At 37.3% G+C, this 15,353-nt stretch carries 9 protein-coding genes; 8 read left to right on the top strand and 1 reads right to left on the bottom strand.

The window, feature by feature from the left end; all coding sequences use genetic code 11:
- The first annotated feature begins 72 nt into the window (after window positions 1-72).
- The 4 genes from IGK77_RS13035 (at window position 73) to IGK77_RS13020 (ending at window position 8,341) form a co-directional block, all read left to right on the top strand.
- A complete protein-coding gene (locus IGK77_RS13035) occupies window positions 73-708 on the top strand; it encodes a lysophospholipid acyltransferase family protein (RefSeq protein WP_010734236.1) in 636 nt (211 codons plus the stop codon).
- Between the two features lie 163 nt (window positions 709-871).
- Complete coding sequence (locus IGK77_RS13030) at window positions 872-1,990, top strand: exonuclease SbcCD subunit D (protein ID WP_074801302.1); 1,119 nt, start codon at window positions 872-874, stop codon at window positions 1,988-1,990.
- Between the two features lie 6 nt (window positions 1,991-1,996).
- Window positions 1,997-5,128 (top strand): AAA family ATPase, encoded by a 3,132-nt coding sequence (locus IGK77_RS13025; protein WP_074801304.1) that lies wholly within the window; start codon window positions 1,997-1,999, stop codon window positions 5,126-5,128.
- A gap of 18 nt (window positions 5,129-5,146) precedes the next feature.
- Window positions 5,147-8,341 (top strand): DEAD/DEAH box helicase, encoded by a 3,195-nt coding sequence (locus IGK77_RS13020; protein ID WP_074801307.1) that lies wholly within the window; start codon window positions 5,147-5,149, stop codon window positions 8,339-8,341.
- Between the two features lie 137 nt (window positions 8,342-8,478).
- Here IGK77_RS13020 and IGK77_RS13015 read toward each other — a convergent pair whose 3' ends face one another.
- Entirely contained in the window at window positions 8,479-9,201 is a 723-nt protein-coding gene (locus IGK77_RS13015; RefSeq protein WP_074801310.1) for an HAD family hydrolase, read from the bottom strand.
- Window positions 9,202-9,954: 753 nt separating this feature from the next.
- Here IGK77_RS13015 and spxA point away from each other — a divergent pair.
- From spxA to pepF, 4 genes are all read left to right on the top strand, one after another.
- The gene (gene spxA, locus IGK77_RS13010; RefSeq protein WP_019723016.1) at window positions 9,955-10,353 is read left to right on the top strand and encodes a transcriptional regulator SpxA; all 399 of its coding nucleotides are present in this window, start codon (window positions 9,955-9,957) and stop codon (window positions 10,351-10,353) included.
- A 161-nt stretch (window positions 10,354-10,514) separates the two neighbouring features.
- Window positions 10,515-11,165 (top strand): adaptor protein MecA, encoded by a 651-nt coding sequence (locus IGK77_RS13005; protein ID WP_438713214.1) that lies wholly within the window; start codon window positions 10,515-10,517, stop codon window positions 11,163-11,165.
- A gap of 119 nt (window positions 11,166-11,284) precedes the next feature.
- A complete protein-coding gene (locus tag IGK77_RS13000) occupies window positions 11,285-12,280 on the top strand; it encodes a competence protein CoiA (protein WP_071866480.1) in 996 nt (331 codons plus the stop codon).
- 131 nt (window positions 12,281-12,411) lie between these two features.
- Window positions 12,412-14,223 (top strand): oligoendopeptidase F, encoded by a 1,812-nt coding sequence (gene pepF, locus IGK77_RS12995; protein ID WP_071866479.1) that lies wholly within the window; start codon window positions 12,412-12,414, stop codon window positions 14,221-14,223.
- Window positions 14,224-15,353 lie beyond the last annotated feature (1,130 nt).

The following is a 15,353-nucleotide window of genomic DNA, read 5'->3' as shown; positions in this document are numbered from 1 at the left end:
ACCAAGAGAACTTGTCAAATCGGTCTTTTTTAGGCATACTATAGGAACGAGAAGCAAAGAAAGGAAGAGGATATGTTCTATCGATTTATGCGCGGGCTCGTTAAAGTGATTTTAGCTGTTATCAATGGCAATGCCCGTTATGAAAATAAAGAAGTCTTACCAAAAGACGAGAATTACATACTTGTTGCACCACACCGCACTTGGTGGGACCCGTTGTATCTCGCTGTTGCTGCATCACCTAAATCGTTTAGTTTTATGGCGAAAGAAGAATTGTTCAAAAACCCTGTTTTACGATTCATCTTAACACGTTCGAATGCTTTCCCAGTCAAAAGAGACAATCCGGGACCAAGTGTGATCAAGACACCTGTCAAGATTCTAAAATCAACCGATCTAGGATTGATCATGTTTCCAAGTGGGACAAGACATGCGACCGAGTTGAAAGGTGGAATGGCGTTAATAGCCAAAATGGCCAAAGTAAAAATCGTTCCAGCTGTGTATCAAGGTCCTCTCACGCTAGGTGATCTATTCAAACGCAAACGAGTGATTGTTCGCTTTGGTGAACCGATCGACTTGTCAGATATCAAAAAAACTGACAAGGAAGGAATGGCAGAAATCGAGCGACGCACACAAGCTGCATTTGATAAACTAGACAAGGAAGTAAATCCTGATTTTAAATATGAGATCATAAAAAAGAATGAAACAGAATAATGGTTCTTTATTCGATGAGCGATAAAAGAAACGGATTGTCTAAGACACCGCTTCTTTATCGCTTTTTTTGTTATAAAACCGCCTTTTTGCAAGTGATTCTAGCTGTCATGTCCTTGATGGAAGTGTTATAATAGTAAGAAGGATATTTTTTTGAGGTGATGAGATGCGTTTTTTACATACAGCAGATTGGCATATAGGAAAAAAATTGCAGGGCTATGATTTACTTAAAGAGCAAGAACATGTACTATCTGAGATTCTAACGATTGCGAAAAAGGAAAAAGTGGATGCAATCGTTATTGCAGGTGATCTCTATGATCGAAGTATCCCAGCCGTAGAAGCCGTAGAGATGTTCAATCGGTTGATGATCGACTGGAACCTGAACGAAAAATTCCCGATTTTCGCTATCTCAGGAAACCATGATAGTAGTGTTCGATTATCTGCTGGCACGGAATGGTTCAGCCAAACAAAATTCTTTTTACACACACGATTTGCTGAATCTTTCCAACCTATCGACTATCAAAATACTCAATTTTTCTTATTGCCTTATTTTGAACCAATCTCCGCTAGAAGTTATTTTGAAGATGATACGATCCGTACGGTCCAACAAGCAATGGAAAAAGTGGTTGACCAGATGCAACTCGCTTTTGATCCTGCAAAAAAACAGGTGCTAGTCAGTCACTTTTTTGTGACAGGTAGTAAGAAATCAGATTCAGAAACAAAAATCGAAGTGGGTGGACTAGATGCGATTCCAGGCGGTCTATTGGAGCCATTTGATTATGTCGCTTTAGGACATCTTCATAATCAAGCAGCCTTGCAGCAAGAAAATGCTAGATACAGTGGTTCGCCACTTAAATTCTCACTTTCAGAGATCAATCAGAAAAAAGGTGTCTGGATCGTTGATCTAACTGACACCTTGGTGTTGGATTTTCAAGAAATCACACCTTTGTATGATATTGCTGAAGTAACTGCTAGTTTTAAAGAATTATTAGACCCAAGTTTTTACCATACGATCAACCGAGAAAATTATTTGCAGATTTATTTAAAAGATCGCGCAGTTATTCCTAACATGATGAACCAATTACGAGCAATCTATCCTCGAATACTTGGTGTCGAACGTGTCAATGGACGGCATCGTTCCACAAGCAAACGACAGACACTTGAAATCAAGCAACCAAAAAAACTCGCGGAAACGTTCTTTACTGAAATGGTGGATGAGCCAATGACAGAACAACAAATGAGCTGGTTAGAAGAAACGTTGCAAGAACTCACAGAAACGGAATGATCAAGTATGAAACCACAGACATTACGATTGAAAAATTTTGGCCCATTTATCGATGAAACGATTGATTTCTCAAAATTGACCCAAGCCGCCTTGTTTCTGATTACAGGAAAAACAGGGGCTGGCAAAACAACGATTTTTGATGGGATGACCTATGCGCTTTTTGGAGAAACATCTGGAAGGTTGCGGTCTGGCAAAGAGATGCGGTCATTATTTGCGACACCTGAAGACGAAACGAGTGTCCTTTTTTCGTTTGAACATCAACAGTTGCGGTATGAAGTCGAACGTAAGCCTGAACAATTGTTAGCTAAACGCAAGGGTGAGGGCATGAGAAAACAGGCGGCAAAAGTAAGTTTAACGATCTTTGATGAAAAAGGAAAAGAAATTCGACAATTAACAAAACGGAGTGAAGTCGATCAAGAAATCAAAGAACTATTGAATTTAGATGCGAAGCAATTTTCACAGATCGTCTTACTGCCGCAAGGAGAATTTCGGAATTTCTTGATTTCCTCTAGTAGTGAAAAAGAAACAGTTTTACGTAACTTATTCGGCACACAATTCTTTCAACGATTCACCGAACAATTGAAAGAAAAAGCCAAGAACAAGCAAAAAGAACTGGATCATTTGGAGCAAGAATTAGTCTTGTTGCAAAGACAATTTAGTTCCTATGAGGAGAAGCAACCGGCTGGTCTACAATCTTTTGAGACAGTGATCAATGAGTGGCAAGAGTATCAAAATCAAATTTCAACAAGGCTCGTATCAGAGCAAGAAGTATTAGAGCAACTGAAAGAAGAACAAAAAATCAGCGAGACAGATTACTATCAAGGGAAAAATCAAAAATCTGCTTATGAAGAAAAGCAACAATTATTGGCAGAACAACAAGCGCTCAATGAGCAACAGCAAGTGATCGAGGAGCACCAAAGATGGGTTTCTCATTATGAAGTCGCTCAGCAATTGCGCACCCCACTTGAACGTAGCCAAGAATACCAAGAATCACTTACCACACAGGAAAGTGAAAAACAGCAACTAATTATTGCGTTCAATAAGGTGGCAAGTGATTTACAGAAATGGCAAGAACAGGCGGACGTACGAGAAGATCTCGAACAAAAAATAGCAAAAATGAGTCAAACGCTCCAAGAAAAGCAACGATTGATCCCAGTGGCCGATACTTTTAGAGAAAAACAATCGGAACTTTCCGTAATGGAAAAAAAAGTCAGTGAATTACAGCAAGAAATCCAACAACTGGCAGATCAGCAATTGATCCTTCAAGAAAGACAACAAACGAGTCAAACCGTTTTAGCAACACAAGGGGAACTACAAGAAAAACAGTTGGTTTATGAACGGTTACGTTTAGAAGGGGAACGTTACTGTGAACAACAGCAACACCTTGCTCACCTTTACAAAGAACTAGTGAAAAATCATCAGTACTTTGAACAAACAACAGAGCAATTGGTAGAAAAACAACAATTACTTGAACAACAAACACACGATTTCAATCAATGGAAAAGCGACTGGGCAAAGCAACAAATTACTTATTTACAAACCCTATTGATACCTGGTGAACCTTGTCCAGTGTGTGGTGCAACGGAGCATCCATTGACACCGGATAATCGTGAATCAGTGCAGGAAAACTTAGCTGTACTTGAAGAAAAAATGGTCCAAGCAGAACAATCGATCGAAAAAACGCATCAGGAGATTGGTCGAAAAAAAGCAGAAATCGAAGAAATCAACCAACAGCTTGCTCGTTTAGGTCAACAACAAGTGGAAACGAGTCAACAGTTGGATCAACAAGCGATTTATTTGAACACAGAGTTAAAAGCCATCTTCCAAATAGACGCGCAAGAAGATATTGTTCGTGGGCTTGCGGAAATAGAGAAGACCCTCAATGCTCATTTAAAGGAAATCCAAAAAGCTGAAGAAGCCCAAGTAAGGATCATGGAAGAACTAGCAAGCAACCAAGAACAAAGTGAACAGTTAAAAGCTCAACAAACGCTCCATAATGAAAAAATCCAACGACTCCAAGGTGAGATAGCAGGATTAAGTCAACAATTAGGAACAGAAGACATTGATACTTTAGCAAAAGAAGCTGATCAATTAGTTGAACAGTTGATCAAGATGAAACAAGAGTTAGAAGAGCAAATGGCGCAAGGTGAAAAACTCCAACAAGAATCAGCTATTTTGACAACTAAAGTCGATACATTGACTGAACAAATCGAAAAGACAACTACTCAAGTTGAAAAAGAACAACGTAAAATCTCTAGTTTCTTGGAGCAACACCCTGATTTTTCCTCACAAGAAGAAATAGCAACGTTGTTAAAAGAAACAGCCACGTATGAAAATAGAAAAACAACGGTCAAGGAGTATCAAACGAAACAGCTGGTTCTTTCCACTCGCTTGGAACAACTGGAACATGTCACCTATGATGAAAAATACCAAGATTTGACAGTGTTGAGTGAACGAATCGAAAAAATCAAACAACACATTGAAGAGCAGCAACAATTGATCTATCACTTGCAGCAAGAACACCAAAACAATCAAAAAGTGATCATGGAATTTACCACATGTTATCAAAATAGTCAGGAACAACTAGATGAGTTGATCCAGTTGCAACAATTATCACAGACGATGAATGGTGAAAATCCTAAAAAGACAAGCATTGAACGTTATGTCTTGCAAGTTTATTTACAAGAAGTCTTACAAGTCGCTAATGAACATCTGATACGATTGACAAAAAGCCGCTATCAGTTTGAATTAGATGAAGAAGTCGGTAGCTACCGCGGAAAGACTGGTCTGGAAATCAACGTGTACGATGATGAAGCAGGAACGACCAGAGGATCGCATACTTTATCTGGAGGCGAAAGCTTTATTGCTGCATTATCATTAGCTTTAGCTTTGGCAGAAGTGATTCAAGCGCAAGCTGGTGGGATCACGATCGAAGCATTGTTTATTGATGAAGGGTTTGGTTCACTGGATGAAGAAGCCTTGGAAATGGCGATGGAAGCATTAGAAACAGTTGAAAGCGAAGGCAGGATGATCGGGATCATCAGCCATGTACGTGAGTTGAAAGAACGTGTCTTGCAACAAATACGAATTGATACAAAAGGTAGTGGACAAAGTGAGATACGCTACCATTTTGGTTAAGAAGGGAGATTGATAACAATGAAATGGAGTATTCCGGAAAAAGTCATTGCAAGAGGGCGTCAATATTTGCAAGAAGACCGTGTGTTATCGGTTGTCCCAGATCCAGAAGAGAATGTGTGGCATGCAGAAGTTTTAGGTAGTGAGCTGTATTTAGTTGATTTAGATGGTACAGCAAAAGAAATCGATTACTGTCAATGCCCATACTGGGAAGAACATCATTATTGCAAGCACACTGTTGCAGTAGAACTTTATTTACGATCGAAACAACTTTCTCGTATCATGCAGAAAGATCAAAAAATGATCGAACCAACGAAAAAGACCAGTGAAGGAGAACTATTGACAAAAGGCTTTGCCCGATTAAAAGGGAAGACTTCTACTAAGTCCGTACAACCCTTAGTGATCGATTATCATGTCGAACAGATCGAAACCAATCAATACCATCCAGAACTTTCTATTTTGGCGGTGTATCTACGTGTGGGCTTTTTAGAAACACCTAAGAAAACATACATCGTAAAAAATATTTATGAATTTCTACAGGCGTACACAGAAGAGGAAAACTATACGGTCAATAAACAGTATCAATTCCGTTTAGAGCATCGAGTTTTCCAACAAGAAGATCAACAACTACTGGATCTATTCGCAGGTATTGCACAGACGCAAACATTGTTAGGCGCAAACGGTGTCTTGGTAAAAGGGAAATTAGACAAGCGTTACTTACTTTTGCCAATCGATCAGTCGAAATCTTTGTTAGAGCGTATGAATCAATCGACACGTTTGAAACTACAGATCAATGATCAAACTTATCATGGCATCCAATTTTCAGACGATGCGAAACCGCTAAGTTTTCAAGTCAAGAAGAAAGAAACACAGTATCAACTGACTGCCGTAAGTGACTTTGATTTGTTTTTGTCTCACTACCAGTGGGGGATCAGACAAGGTACTATCTATCATTTGACTAAGCAGCAACAGACGATTTATTTGACTTGGAAACAACTGATGAAACGTTTTGAAGAGCCAGAAGTTGCCTTTCACAAAAAAGAATTGTCTTCTTTATTTAAAGAAATTTTACCACTTTTAGATCAGATAGGAACCGTTGCTATTGACGATGAAGTGACGGCAGAAGTCGCAGATATTCCAGTAGAGTTTGTCTTTGTTTTTAAAAAAATGAAAGGGCAAATCCAAGCAAGAATCGATTTTGTATATGGAGATGTTGTATTCTCCACAGATGAACGACATGAAACGCTTGCTGAGCAAACTACCGAAATATTGAGAGATACGGCGCAAGAACAGCGGGTCCTTGATTTGTTTCGTATGTACCGTTACCGGAAAAATAAAACGGGCTACGAACGTCCATTACCAGAAGGTGAAGCATTGTATCAGTTTTTCCGGACAGAATTAGCTGTTTTTCGTCAATTTGGAGAAGTCCGTATAGGAAAAAAATTACGGGAATTATATCTAGACGCACAAAAACACCAACCACAGATCGAAGTAGAAGAAACAGGATCATGGCTAGATATCCGCTTTGATGTCACAGGAATCAACGAGCATGAAATCGACAATGTTTTGCAGAGTTTGTTAAGAAATGATTCATTTTATACCTTAGAAAGTGGACAGGTATTATCGTTTGATTCAGAAGAATTCCAACAAACAAGCAAAATCCTACAACAGTTCAGAGATACGATCCGTTCAGACGATGGCGTTATCCAAGTGCCAAAAAATCAAGGATTGATGATCAAAGAACAATTTACGGGAAGTAATGCTAGTTTTGGCGATTCTTTCCAACAAATGACTCAAGACTTGATCAATCCTACGAATTACGAAGCTACTTTACCAAAGAATTTGCAAGCTGAGCTTAGAGACTATCAGAAGCAAGGCTTCCAATGGTTGAAAATGTTAGGTCATTATCAGTTTGGTGGGATTTTAGCTGATGAAATGGGTCTAGGGAAAACGCTGCAGACCATTGCTTTTCTGCTTTCGGAGAAAGAAGAAAAAGGTTCATTGGACGCCTTGATCGTAGCACCGGCGAGTTTGATCTATAACTGGCAAGCCGAAGTGAAAAAATTTGCTCCCTCATTGAGTGTCCAAGTGATCAATGGCAATAAGAAAGAGCGAGAAACTTTGTTAGCTGAAAAAGTAGATATTCGTGTTACTTCTTATGCGAGCTTACGTCAGGATCTTTCAGAATATCAATCATCGACGATTAATTATTTAGTCTTAGATGAAGCGCAAATGGTGAAAAATAGCAGCACAAAGACTGCTCAAGCTTTACGAGAGTTGCATATTCCACAGCGGTTTGCTTTGAGTGGGACACCAATCGAAAATAGCCTTGAAGAACTATGGTCACTATTTGCTACGATCATGCCAGGGTTCTTTCCGAATCGGACACGTTTTAGAGAATTGACGACAGATGAAATCGCGCAAATGATCCGACCTTTTGTCTTAAGACGAGATAAGCAAACAGTTCTCAAAGATTTACCAGAAAAAACTGAAATGAATCTTTATTCTGCGTTGACGGAAGAACAAAAAACAGTGTACCTTGCTTATTTGAGACAAATGCGTGAAGAAGTATCAGCTATGGATTCAGAGTCATTCAAAAAGAATCGGATCGGCATCTTGGCAGGACTGACACGTTTACGTCAAATTTGTTGTGATCCTCGTTTGTTTGTAGAAGACTACCAAGGTGGATCAGGTAAGTTAGAACAAGTAAAAGATTTATTACTAGCTGCAAAAGAAAATAACCGTCGTGTCCTGTTGTTCTCCCAATTTACGGGTATGTTGACGATCCTTCAAGAGGAATTAGCTGAATTAGGGCTAAGTACCTTTTATTTACGAGGAAGTACAAAGGCACAAGATCGTTTAACCATGGTCGATGCTTTCAACGCGGGTGAAAAAGATGTCTTTCTTATTTCACTTAAAGCAGGAGGGACTGGATTAAATCTAACTGGCGCAGATACAGTCATCCTTTATGATTTATGGTGGAATCCAGCGATCGAAGAACAAGCTGCTGGAAGAGCCCATCGTATTGGACAAAAAAATGTTGTTGAAGTATGGCGAATGATTGCTGAAGGAACAATCGAAGAACGAATGGATTCTTTACAGCAAGAAAAACGGGAATTATTCCAAAAAGTGATTCAAGGAAACGAAGAACAATTGACGAAATTAACAGAAGACGATATTCGTTTGATTCTAAGTATTGGTGAAAATGACGAATAAAGTGTAAAGATCATTTATTGAGTAATTACTCTCCTATACAGGAAACAGTAAATAAGCCAAGGAAGATAGCCTCGCAAATCTGCGCAGTTATCTTCCTTGTTTTTTTCTTGTTTATTTATTCGCAGATGCTTATTTGATCAGACAAGCTGAGCCTCTCCTACAGCAGTTTTTATAGCGGATAGTAGTTGATCGAATTCGTTGATCTCTACATCACACACCGGACGCTCGTTGATGGAACGCTTGCGGTGATTGAACCATAACGTCTGCCAATTGGCACTCTTAGCACCTAACACATCGTTTTCGTAATTATCGCCAACGTATAGTGTTTCATTAGGTGACATATTGAAAGTTTTCTCGGCTAATTGGAAGATTTCCTTTTCTGGTTTTTGAAAGCCAGTTGCTTGAGAAACTAGCATACAATCAGCAGGAATCCAATTTGTTAATTGAAGTTGATTTAATTTTTTTGTTTGATGATCAGTTGGTCCATTGGTGATGATCCCTAATGGAATATTTTTTTCTTTAAGAAAATCAAGTGTTTTTTTTACTTCAGGATGAAGAGAGATATTTGCTAGTTCCTCTTCGTAGACTTCTTGGAAAACTAAGCATTTTTCATCAGAGATAGGTGAATAACCTAGATCGATCAAGGACTGACTAATGCGGTGTGCACGCATATAATCAAGTGTCCATTCTCCAGCCATGACTTTTGGAAAATTCTCATCGCTGTGATGGCGGAAACGGATATATAATCCATGCATATCTTCTTCTGTTACTTGAGGTACCACACTTTTAACTGAATTCTTAAATGGTTGTTGCTGATCATACATTGTATCGTCAACATCAAATACAACTGATTTAATCAAATTATTACACGCCTTTCAAAATTCTATCTTTTCACAAATCCTCGCTTATTGTATCAAAAAAAAGCCAAGAAAAACGTTGGAATTTAAAGGTTTTTATTACTATATTTCTAATTACTTGACAGAATAAGGTTTGTGTATTTTAGTTTTTTTAACTAAAAATAATTAATTTTATTATAAAGAAATCTACAAATCTATTTCGACTTTGTCAAATGAATTATAATAGTAAAAATAAATAGAACAAAAGATAATTTGTTTTTTTAATACAGAAAAAATAAAATTAGTAAAATATAAAATAACGTCAGTGTGTAAGATAACGAGTGATTTTTCACTTCTTCAAAGAGGTTGTGGGTAAGATCAATTTTATTGTGGCTCTAAAATCAACATTTTATTAGTTTTACATATTTTCTGAGTTTTTTAAATTGTCTGTTATTAAAATAAATAAAAAACATTAAATGCGAAAAAAGCGTTCTCATTTTTTTACTTTCGGAAAAGATTAGTACAGTTTTAGATGCTGTGTTATGTGTTTGTAATATTGTAAAAGTATTTGAAAACTCTAATTTTTTAACTGATAATAAAGTAGAAACCTTGGTTTAACTGTATATCTATCTTAGATAACTTTCATTTTTTTAAAAAATAATTTAAAAAAAAGCTAGCTATTTAAATGTTGATTAGGTATAATAGAAACAGATGGAAGATATTCAGGATCTTCTGTTACAAAAATGTGGCTATAATCACAAAAAGGAGTGATGCACGTTGTTAACACTATATACTTCCCCAAGTTGTACTTCCTGCAGAAAGGCTCGTGCGTGGTTGCAAGAGCATCAGATTCCATTTGTAGAGCGAAATATTTTTTCAGAACCTCTTAATAGTTCTGAATTAAAAGCAATTTTACAAATGACGGAAGACGGAACAGAAGAAATTATTTCTACCCGTTCAAAAGTTTTCCAAAAATTAAATATGGATCTTGATGAGTTACCATTACAAGAACTTTTAGAGCTTGTACAAAACAATCCTGGTTTGTTACGTAGACCAATTATGATCGATAACAAACGTCTACAAGTCGGCTTTAATGAAGATGAAATCCGTCGTTTCTTACCACGAGATGTTCGTCAATTAGAATTACGTCAAGCCCAGCTAATGGCTGGTTTATAGAAAACGCAGAATGAAACTTAGGAGGATGTGATGTCTTCCTGAGTTTTTTTTATTAAAATAGATTGTGTTTTTTGAGGACTTAATGATTTTTTCTTTACATTTATTCTTATTTCGCTACAATTAACCTATATGGATAGTTGGGATAAAGTGAGGTGTAGCAAATGGAAATGGAACATATCAATGAGAATACGATTCGTGTAATGATCGGTCATGAGGATCTAGAAGAACGTGGGGTCTCATTTTTAGATTTATTAGGTAACCACAAAGAAATAGAAAACTTTTTTTATAGTATTTTAGAAGAAGTGGATATTGAAGAGGAGTTCCAAAGTAGCGAAGCTGTCACTTTCCAAGTTTTGCCAAAAGGGGATGGCCTAGAACTGTTTATCAGTAAGAATATGCCAGACGAAGAGATAGGTCAAAACAATGAATCGACGTTGAATAGCGCAGATGTTAGTGAGTTTCTTCAAGGCCAAATGCTTGCGAATGAAGAGGAAAGCGACTTAACAGAATCAACTACTGCAAGTGAACAACGAGCAATCTTTGTATTCAGTGATTTTGAGCAAGTGATCCAGCTTGCGAATGATGTTCAATTAGAATCTGCTTGGACAGATCTATACCAATTAGAAGAACGTTATTATTTAGTTGTTCACTTTTGGATGGAAAATCTAAATCAAACAGATGTTGAAAATCAATATGCACGTATTTTAGAATTTGCTGAAAAAAGTACACGAACCCCTGAAGCATTGAACGAATACGGACAGCAATTGATGGAACGTAATGCTCTGGAACGAGTAAAATTTTATTTTGAATAAAGCGTAGGATAAAAATACCTAGCGATAGTCGAAATCGCTAGGTATGTTTTGTCGAGGGTCTCAACATTCGTTGAGACTTTTTTTGTTGGCGTATTTACCCAGTGAAAGGGAGTGAGTCGATGCTGCTCGCCAAAGACAAAGAAGGGTCTGTTTTTTTAGCAACTGATGCAACAAAAGAGTGCGATTACTATTGTCCAAAATGTGGGAATCAAGTATTTTTAAAAAGAGGAATGAAGAGGGTCGCCCATTTTTCCCATCGCGATACTCCAGACTGCCAAGTGTTTAGTGAGGCGGAATCTAAAGAACATCTTTATTTAAAAACACAATGTTTTCAATGGCTGAAAAAGAGTTATCCAAGAGTAGAAATGGAAGGTTATTTATCGCAACTGATGCAACGTCCGGATATTTTGGTTGGTCATCATGCGTTTGAGATCCAATGCTCTCCATTGTCTTATGAGCGAATGATTGAAAGAACGATCAATTACAAAGCAAATGAGTACATTGTTTGGTGGCTATTAGGAATGAAATTTTTCAAAAAGAACGATCGGTTAAGTTTAGAAAAAAAGTTTTGCTACTACGACGATTTACGACAGCTCCACTTTTGGCAAATCGACTGGTCCACGCAAAAGGTTTACTTATATAGTCAGATCCTCACAGATTTATCGGGGAAAATCAGCTTTGAACGATTTTCTTGGTCTTTTTTTGAAAAGGAACTATTGACGATATTAGAAGTCGAAAGTGGCACATTACGAAAAATGCCAAGCTCTCCTTCCGTGAAAACAAAAGACTGGTTAGCAAAACAAATCATTCGAAAAAATAAAAAGGTATTAGGAGTACAAGAACAGTGCTACCTAAGAAAGAAGCATGTGCTTTATCTTGAGTCATGGATCTATGAAAACAGTGATTTCTTTTGCTTTTTTTCTGAACAAGTATTCTTTTATCGCTTGCTGTTTTCACAGATGAAATGCCAAGAGAGTGATAAGAAAACAAGTTCTTTCGATAAGTGGTATCAGGAAATCAAGGAATATAAAAATGAGTGGTTATTTCCTTTGATTGATGAGGAAAAAATATATCGCTTATTTTATGAAGAGTGTAAACGTTTAGTACAAAAATAATAATCAGTGAAGAATTCCATATACAAAACATGAAAGAGTTATGATAAACTCAAAAGAGTAAGTAAAAAAGTAACTATTATTTTTTATTCAGAAAAGCATAGTTGCAAAGATGAACAAAAGGAGTGGAACAGATGAGCGAAACAACGAAGTTACCAAATAGAGAAGATTTGCCTGAGAAATTGACATGGGATCTAACACCAATCTTTTCAAGCGATCAAGAATTTGATAAAAAGTACGAAGAATTGACTGAAGAATTAAAAAATTCTGAGCATTATAAAGGAACATTAGGTAATGGAGCAACAGCATTTTTGGAGGCGCTTGAATTTGTCTTAACAATGTATCGTAAAGTTGAGCTTATTTATGTCTATTCCCATTTAAAAAATGACCAAGATACGACAAATACGACGTATCAAGCATTGTATGCTCGCGCTGGAAGTTTACTTTCAAAAGTGAGTGAAGCAATTGCTTGGTATGAGCCAGAAGTATTGCAACTTTCTGATGAGCAAATTTGGCAATATTTTGAAGAAGAACCAAAATTAGAAGTTTATCGTCATTATGTCAAACAAATGGTTGATAACCGCTCGCACATTTTATCAGCAGATCAAGAGGCATTACTTGCTGGAGCCGGAGAAATCTTTGGTGCTTCAAGTGGTACTTTTGCAGTTTTGAATAATGCTGATTTAGAGTTCCCAACAATCACTGGTGAGAATGGTGAAAAGATCCAATTATCGCATGGTGTATATGGTCAATTATTAGAAAGCACCAATCGCGAAGTACGTGAAGCGGCCTTCAAAGGGCTATACAGCGTATATGCACAATTTAGAAACACCTTTGCTTCCACACTTGGAACACATATCAAAGGGCACAACTTCAAAGCAAAAGCACGTCAATACGCTTCTGCCAGAGAAGCCGCATTGAGCAATAACCATATTCCTGAAAGTGTGTATGATACTTTAGTTACTGTCGTGAACAAACATTTGCCGTTATTGCATCGATATATGGAACTACGTAAACGACTATTAAACGTAGATACATTACACATGTATGATCTATATACGCCAGTATTAGGTGAAGCACCAATCAAATTTACGTATGAAGAAGCAGTAGAAAAAGCGATCGAATCACTTGCGCCAATGGGAGAAGAATATCTTGCTGTCGTAAAAGAAGCATTTTCAAACCGTTGGATCGATGTAGTCGAGAATAAAGGAAAACGAAGTGGCGCTTATTCTTCTGGTAGTTATGATACCAACCCTTACATTCTGATGAACTGGCATGATACGTTGGATCAACTATTCACTTTGGTCCATGAAATGGGACATAGTGTCCACAGCTATTTCACACGTTCGAATCAACCTTTCGTCTACGGCGATTACTCAATCTTCTTAGCCGAGATTGCGTCAACAACAAATGAAAATATTTTGACCGAACATTTATTAGCGACCGAAGAAGATCCTCGGGTTCGTGCCTATGTCTTGAATCATTATTTAGATGGTTTTAAAGGAACAATCTTCCGTCAAACACAATTTGCAGAGTTTGAACACTTCATGCACCAAGAAGATGCAAAAGGAACACCTTTGACGAGTGAGTACCTAAGTGAAAGTTATGGCGAATTAAATGCTAAGTATTATGGTCCGGCTGTTGAAAAAGATCCAGAAATCAAAGATGAATGGGCACGTATCCCACATTTCTACTATAATTATTATGTCTATCAATACTCAACAGGATTTTCTGCTGCATCTGCTTTAGCGAAGAAAATCTGGGAGAAAGAACCAGGCGCATTAGATGCTTACCTAACGTATCTAAAAGCAGGAAACAGCGATTATCCAGTAGAAGTAATGAAGAAAGCTGGTGTGGACATGACTCAAGCAGCTTATATTGAAGATGCAATGGCCGTGTTTGAACAACGATTAAATGAATTAGAAGCATTAGTGGAAGAATTATAGAAATCGTGTGTTGAGTGATCTATTGATCGAATCTTTTTAGATTCGTTCTGATACTACCAAAAACCGGAAAAGTGTGTGAGTTTCTCACTCAACGCTTTTCCGGTTTTTACTGTTAAAAATAACATGAAAATTCAAAAATTAAGGTTTAGATTTTCGGTTTATAGTATACTGACAGGGATAGTATAGTTTGTGCGGTGGCTAGCCTTAAGAAAAGAGGTGATGCCTATGTTGATCTGTGGCTTTCTCCTAGAAAGGAATAAGCATGTCTGTGTTTGAGGCATTGATGTTTGCATTGTGATTTGCAACATTGGTCTTGATCGTCAGCGACAAAGACAACAAAAAATAACCGCCACTTAAACTTTGGATGGTTTAACGGTTATTTTTTGAATCAATATTAAGCTAGCCATTGTTTTGAACGATACTATCTGAAGGGGAGCTGTGATAAAGCTCCTCTTTTCAAAACTATGATACCATAGCGAGTACATAAAAGCGAGTTCAATTTCTTTTGTTCTGATAGAGAAACAAAAGAGGTTAAAATAGCAATACAATAAATAACAAAAAAATCTGAAAATTAAGGTTTGGATTTTCGGTTTATAGTATACTGACAGAGATAGTAAAGTTGATGCGGTGGCTAGCCTTAAGAAAAGAGGTGATGCCTATGTTGATCTGTGGCTTTCTCCTAGAAAGGAATAAGCATGTCTGTGTTTGAGGCATTGATGTTTGCATTGTCATTTGCAACATTGGTCTTGATCGTCAACGACAAAGACAACAAAAAATAACCGCCACTTAAACTTTGGAAGGTTTAACGGTTATTTTTTGTAACTGAAATAAACTAGCCACCAGTCAAACGGTGCTATCTGGAGAGAGAGTTGTTGATGCAACGCTCTCTTTTCAAAGTTATGATACCATAGCGAGTATATAAAAGCGAGTTCAATTTCTTTTGTTCTGATAGAAAAACAAAAAAGGTGGAAATAGCAATACAAAAAATAACAAAAAAATCTAAAAATTAAGGTTTGGATTTTCGGTTTATAGTATACTGACAGAGATAGTAAAGTTGATGCGGTGGCTAGCCTTAAGAAAAGAGGTGATGCCTATGTTGATCTGTGGCTTTCTCCTAGAAAGGAATAAGC

Origin of the sequence: Enterococcus sp. DIV0806c, assembly GCF_051710905.1 — a bacterium.
Lineage (GTDB): Bacteria > Bacillota > Bacilli > Lactobacillales > Enterococcaceae > Enterococcus_B > Enterococcus_B mundtii.
This window is presented reverse-complemented; position numbering and strand designations above follow the sequence as displayed.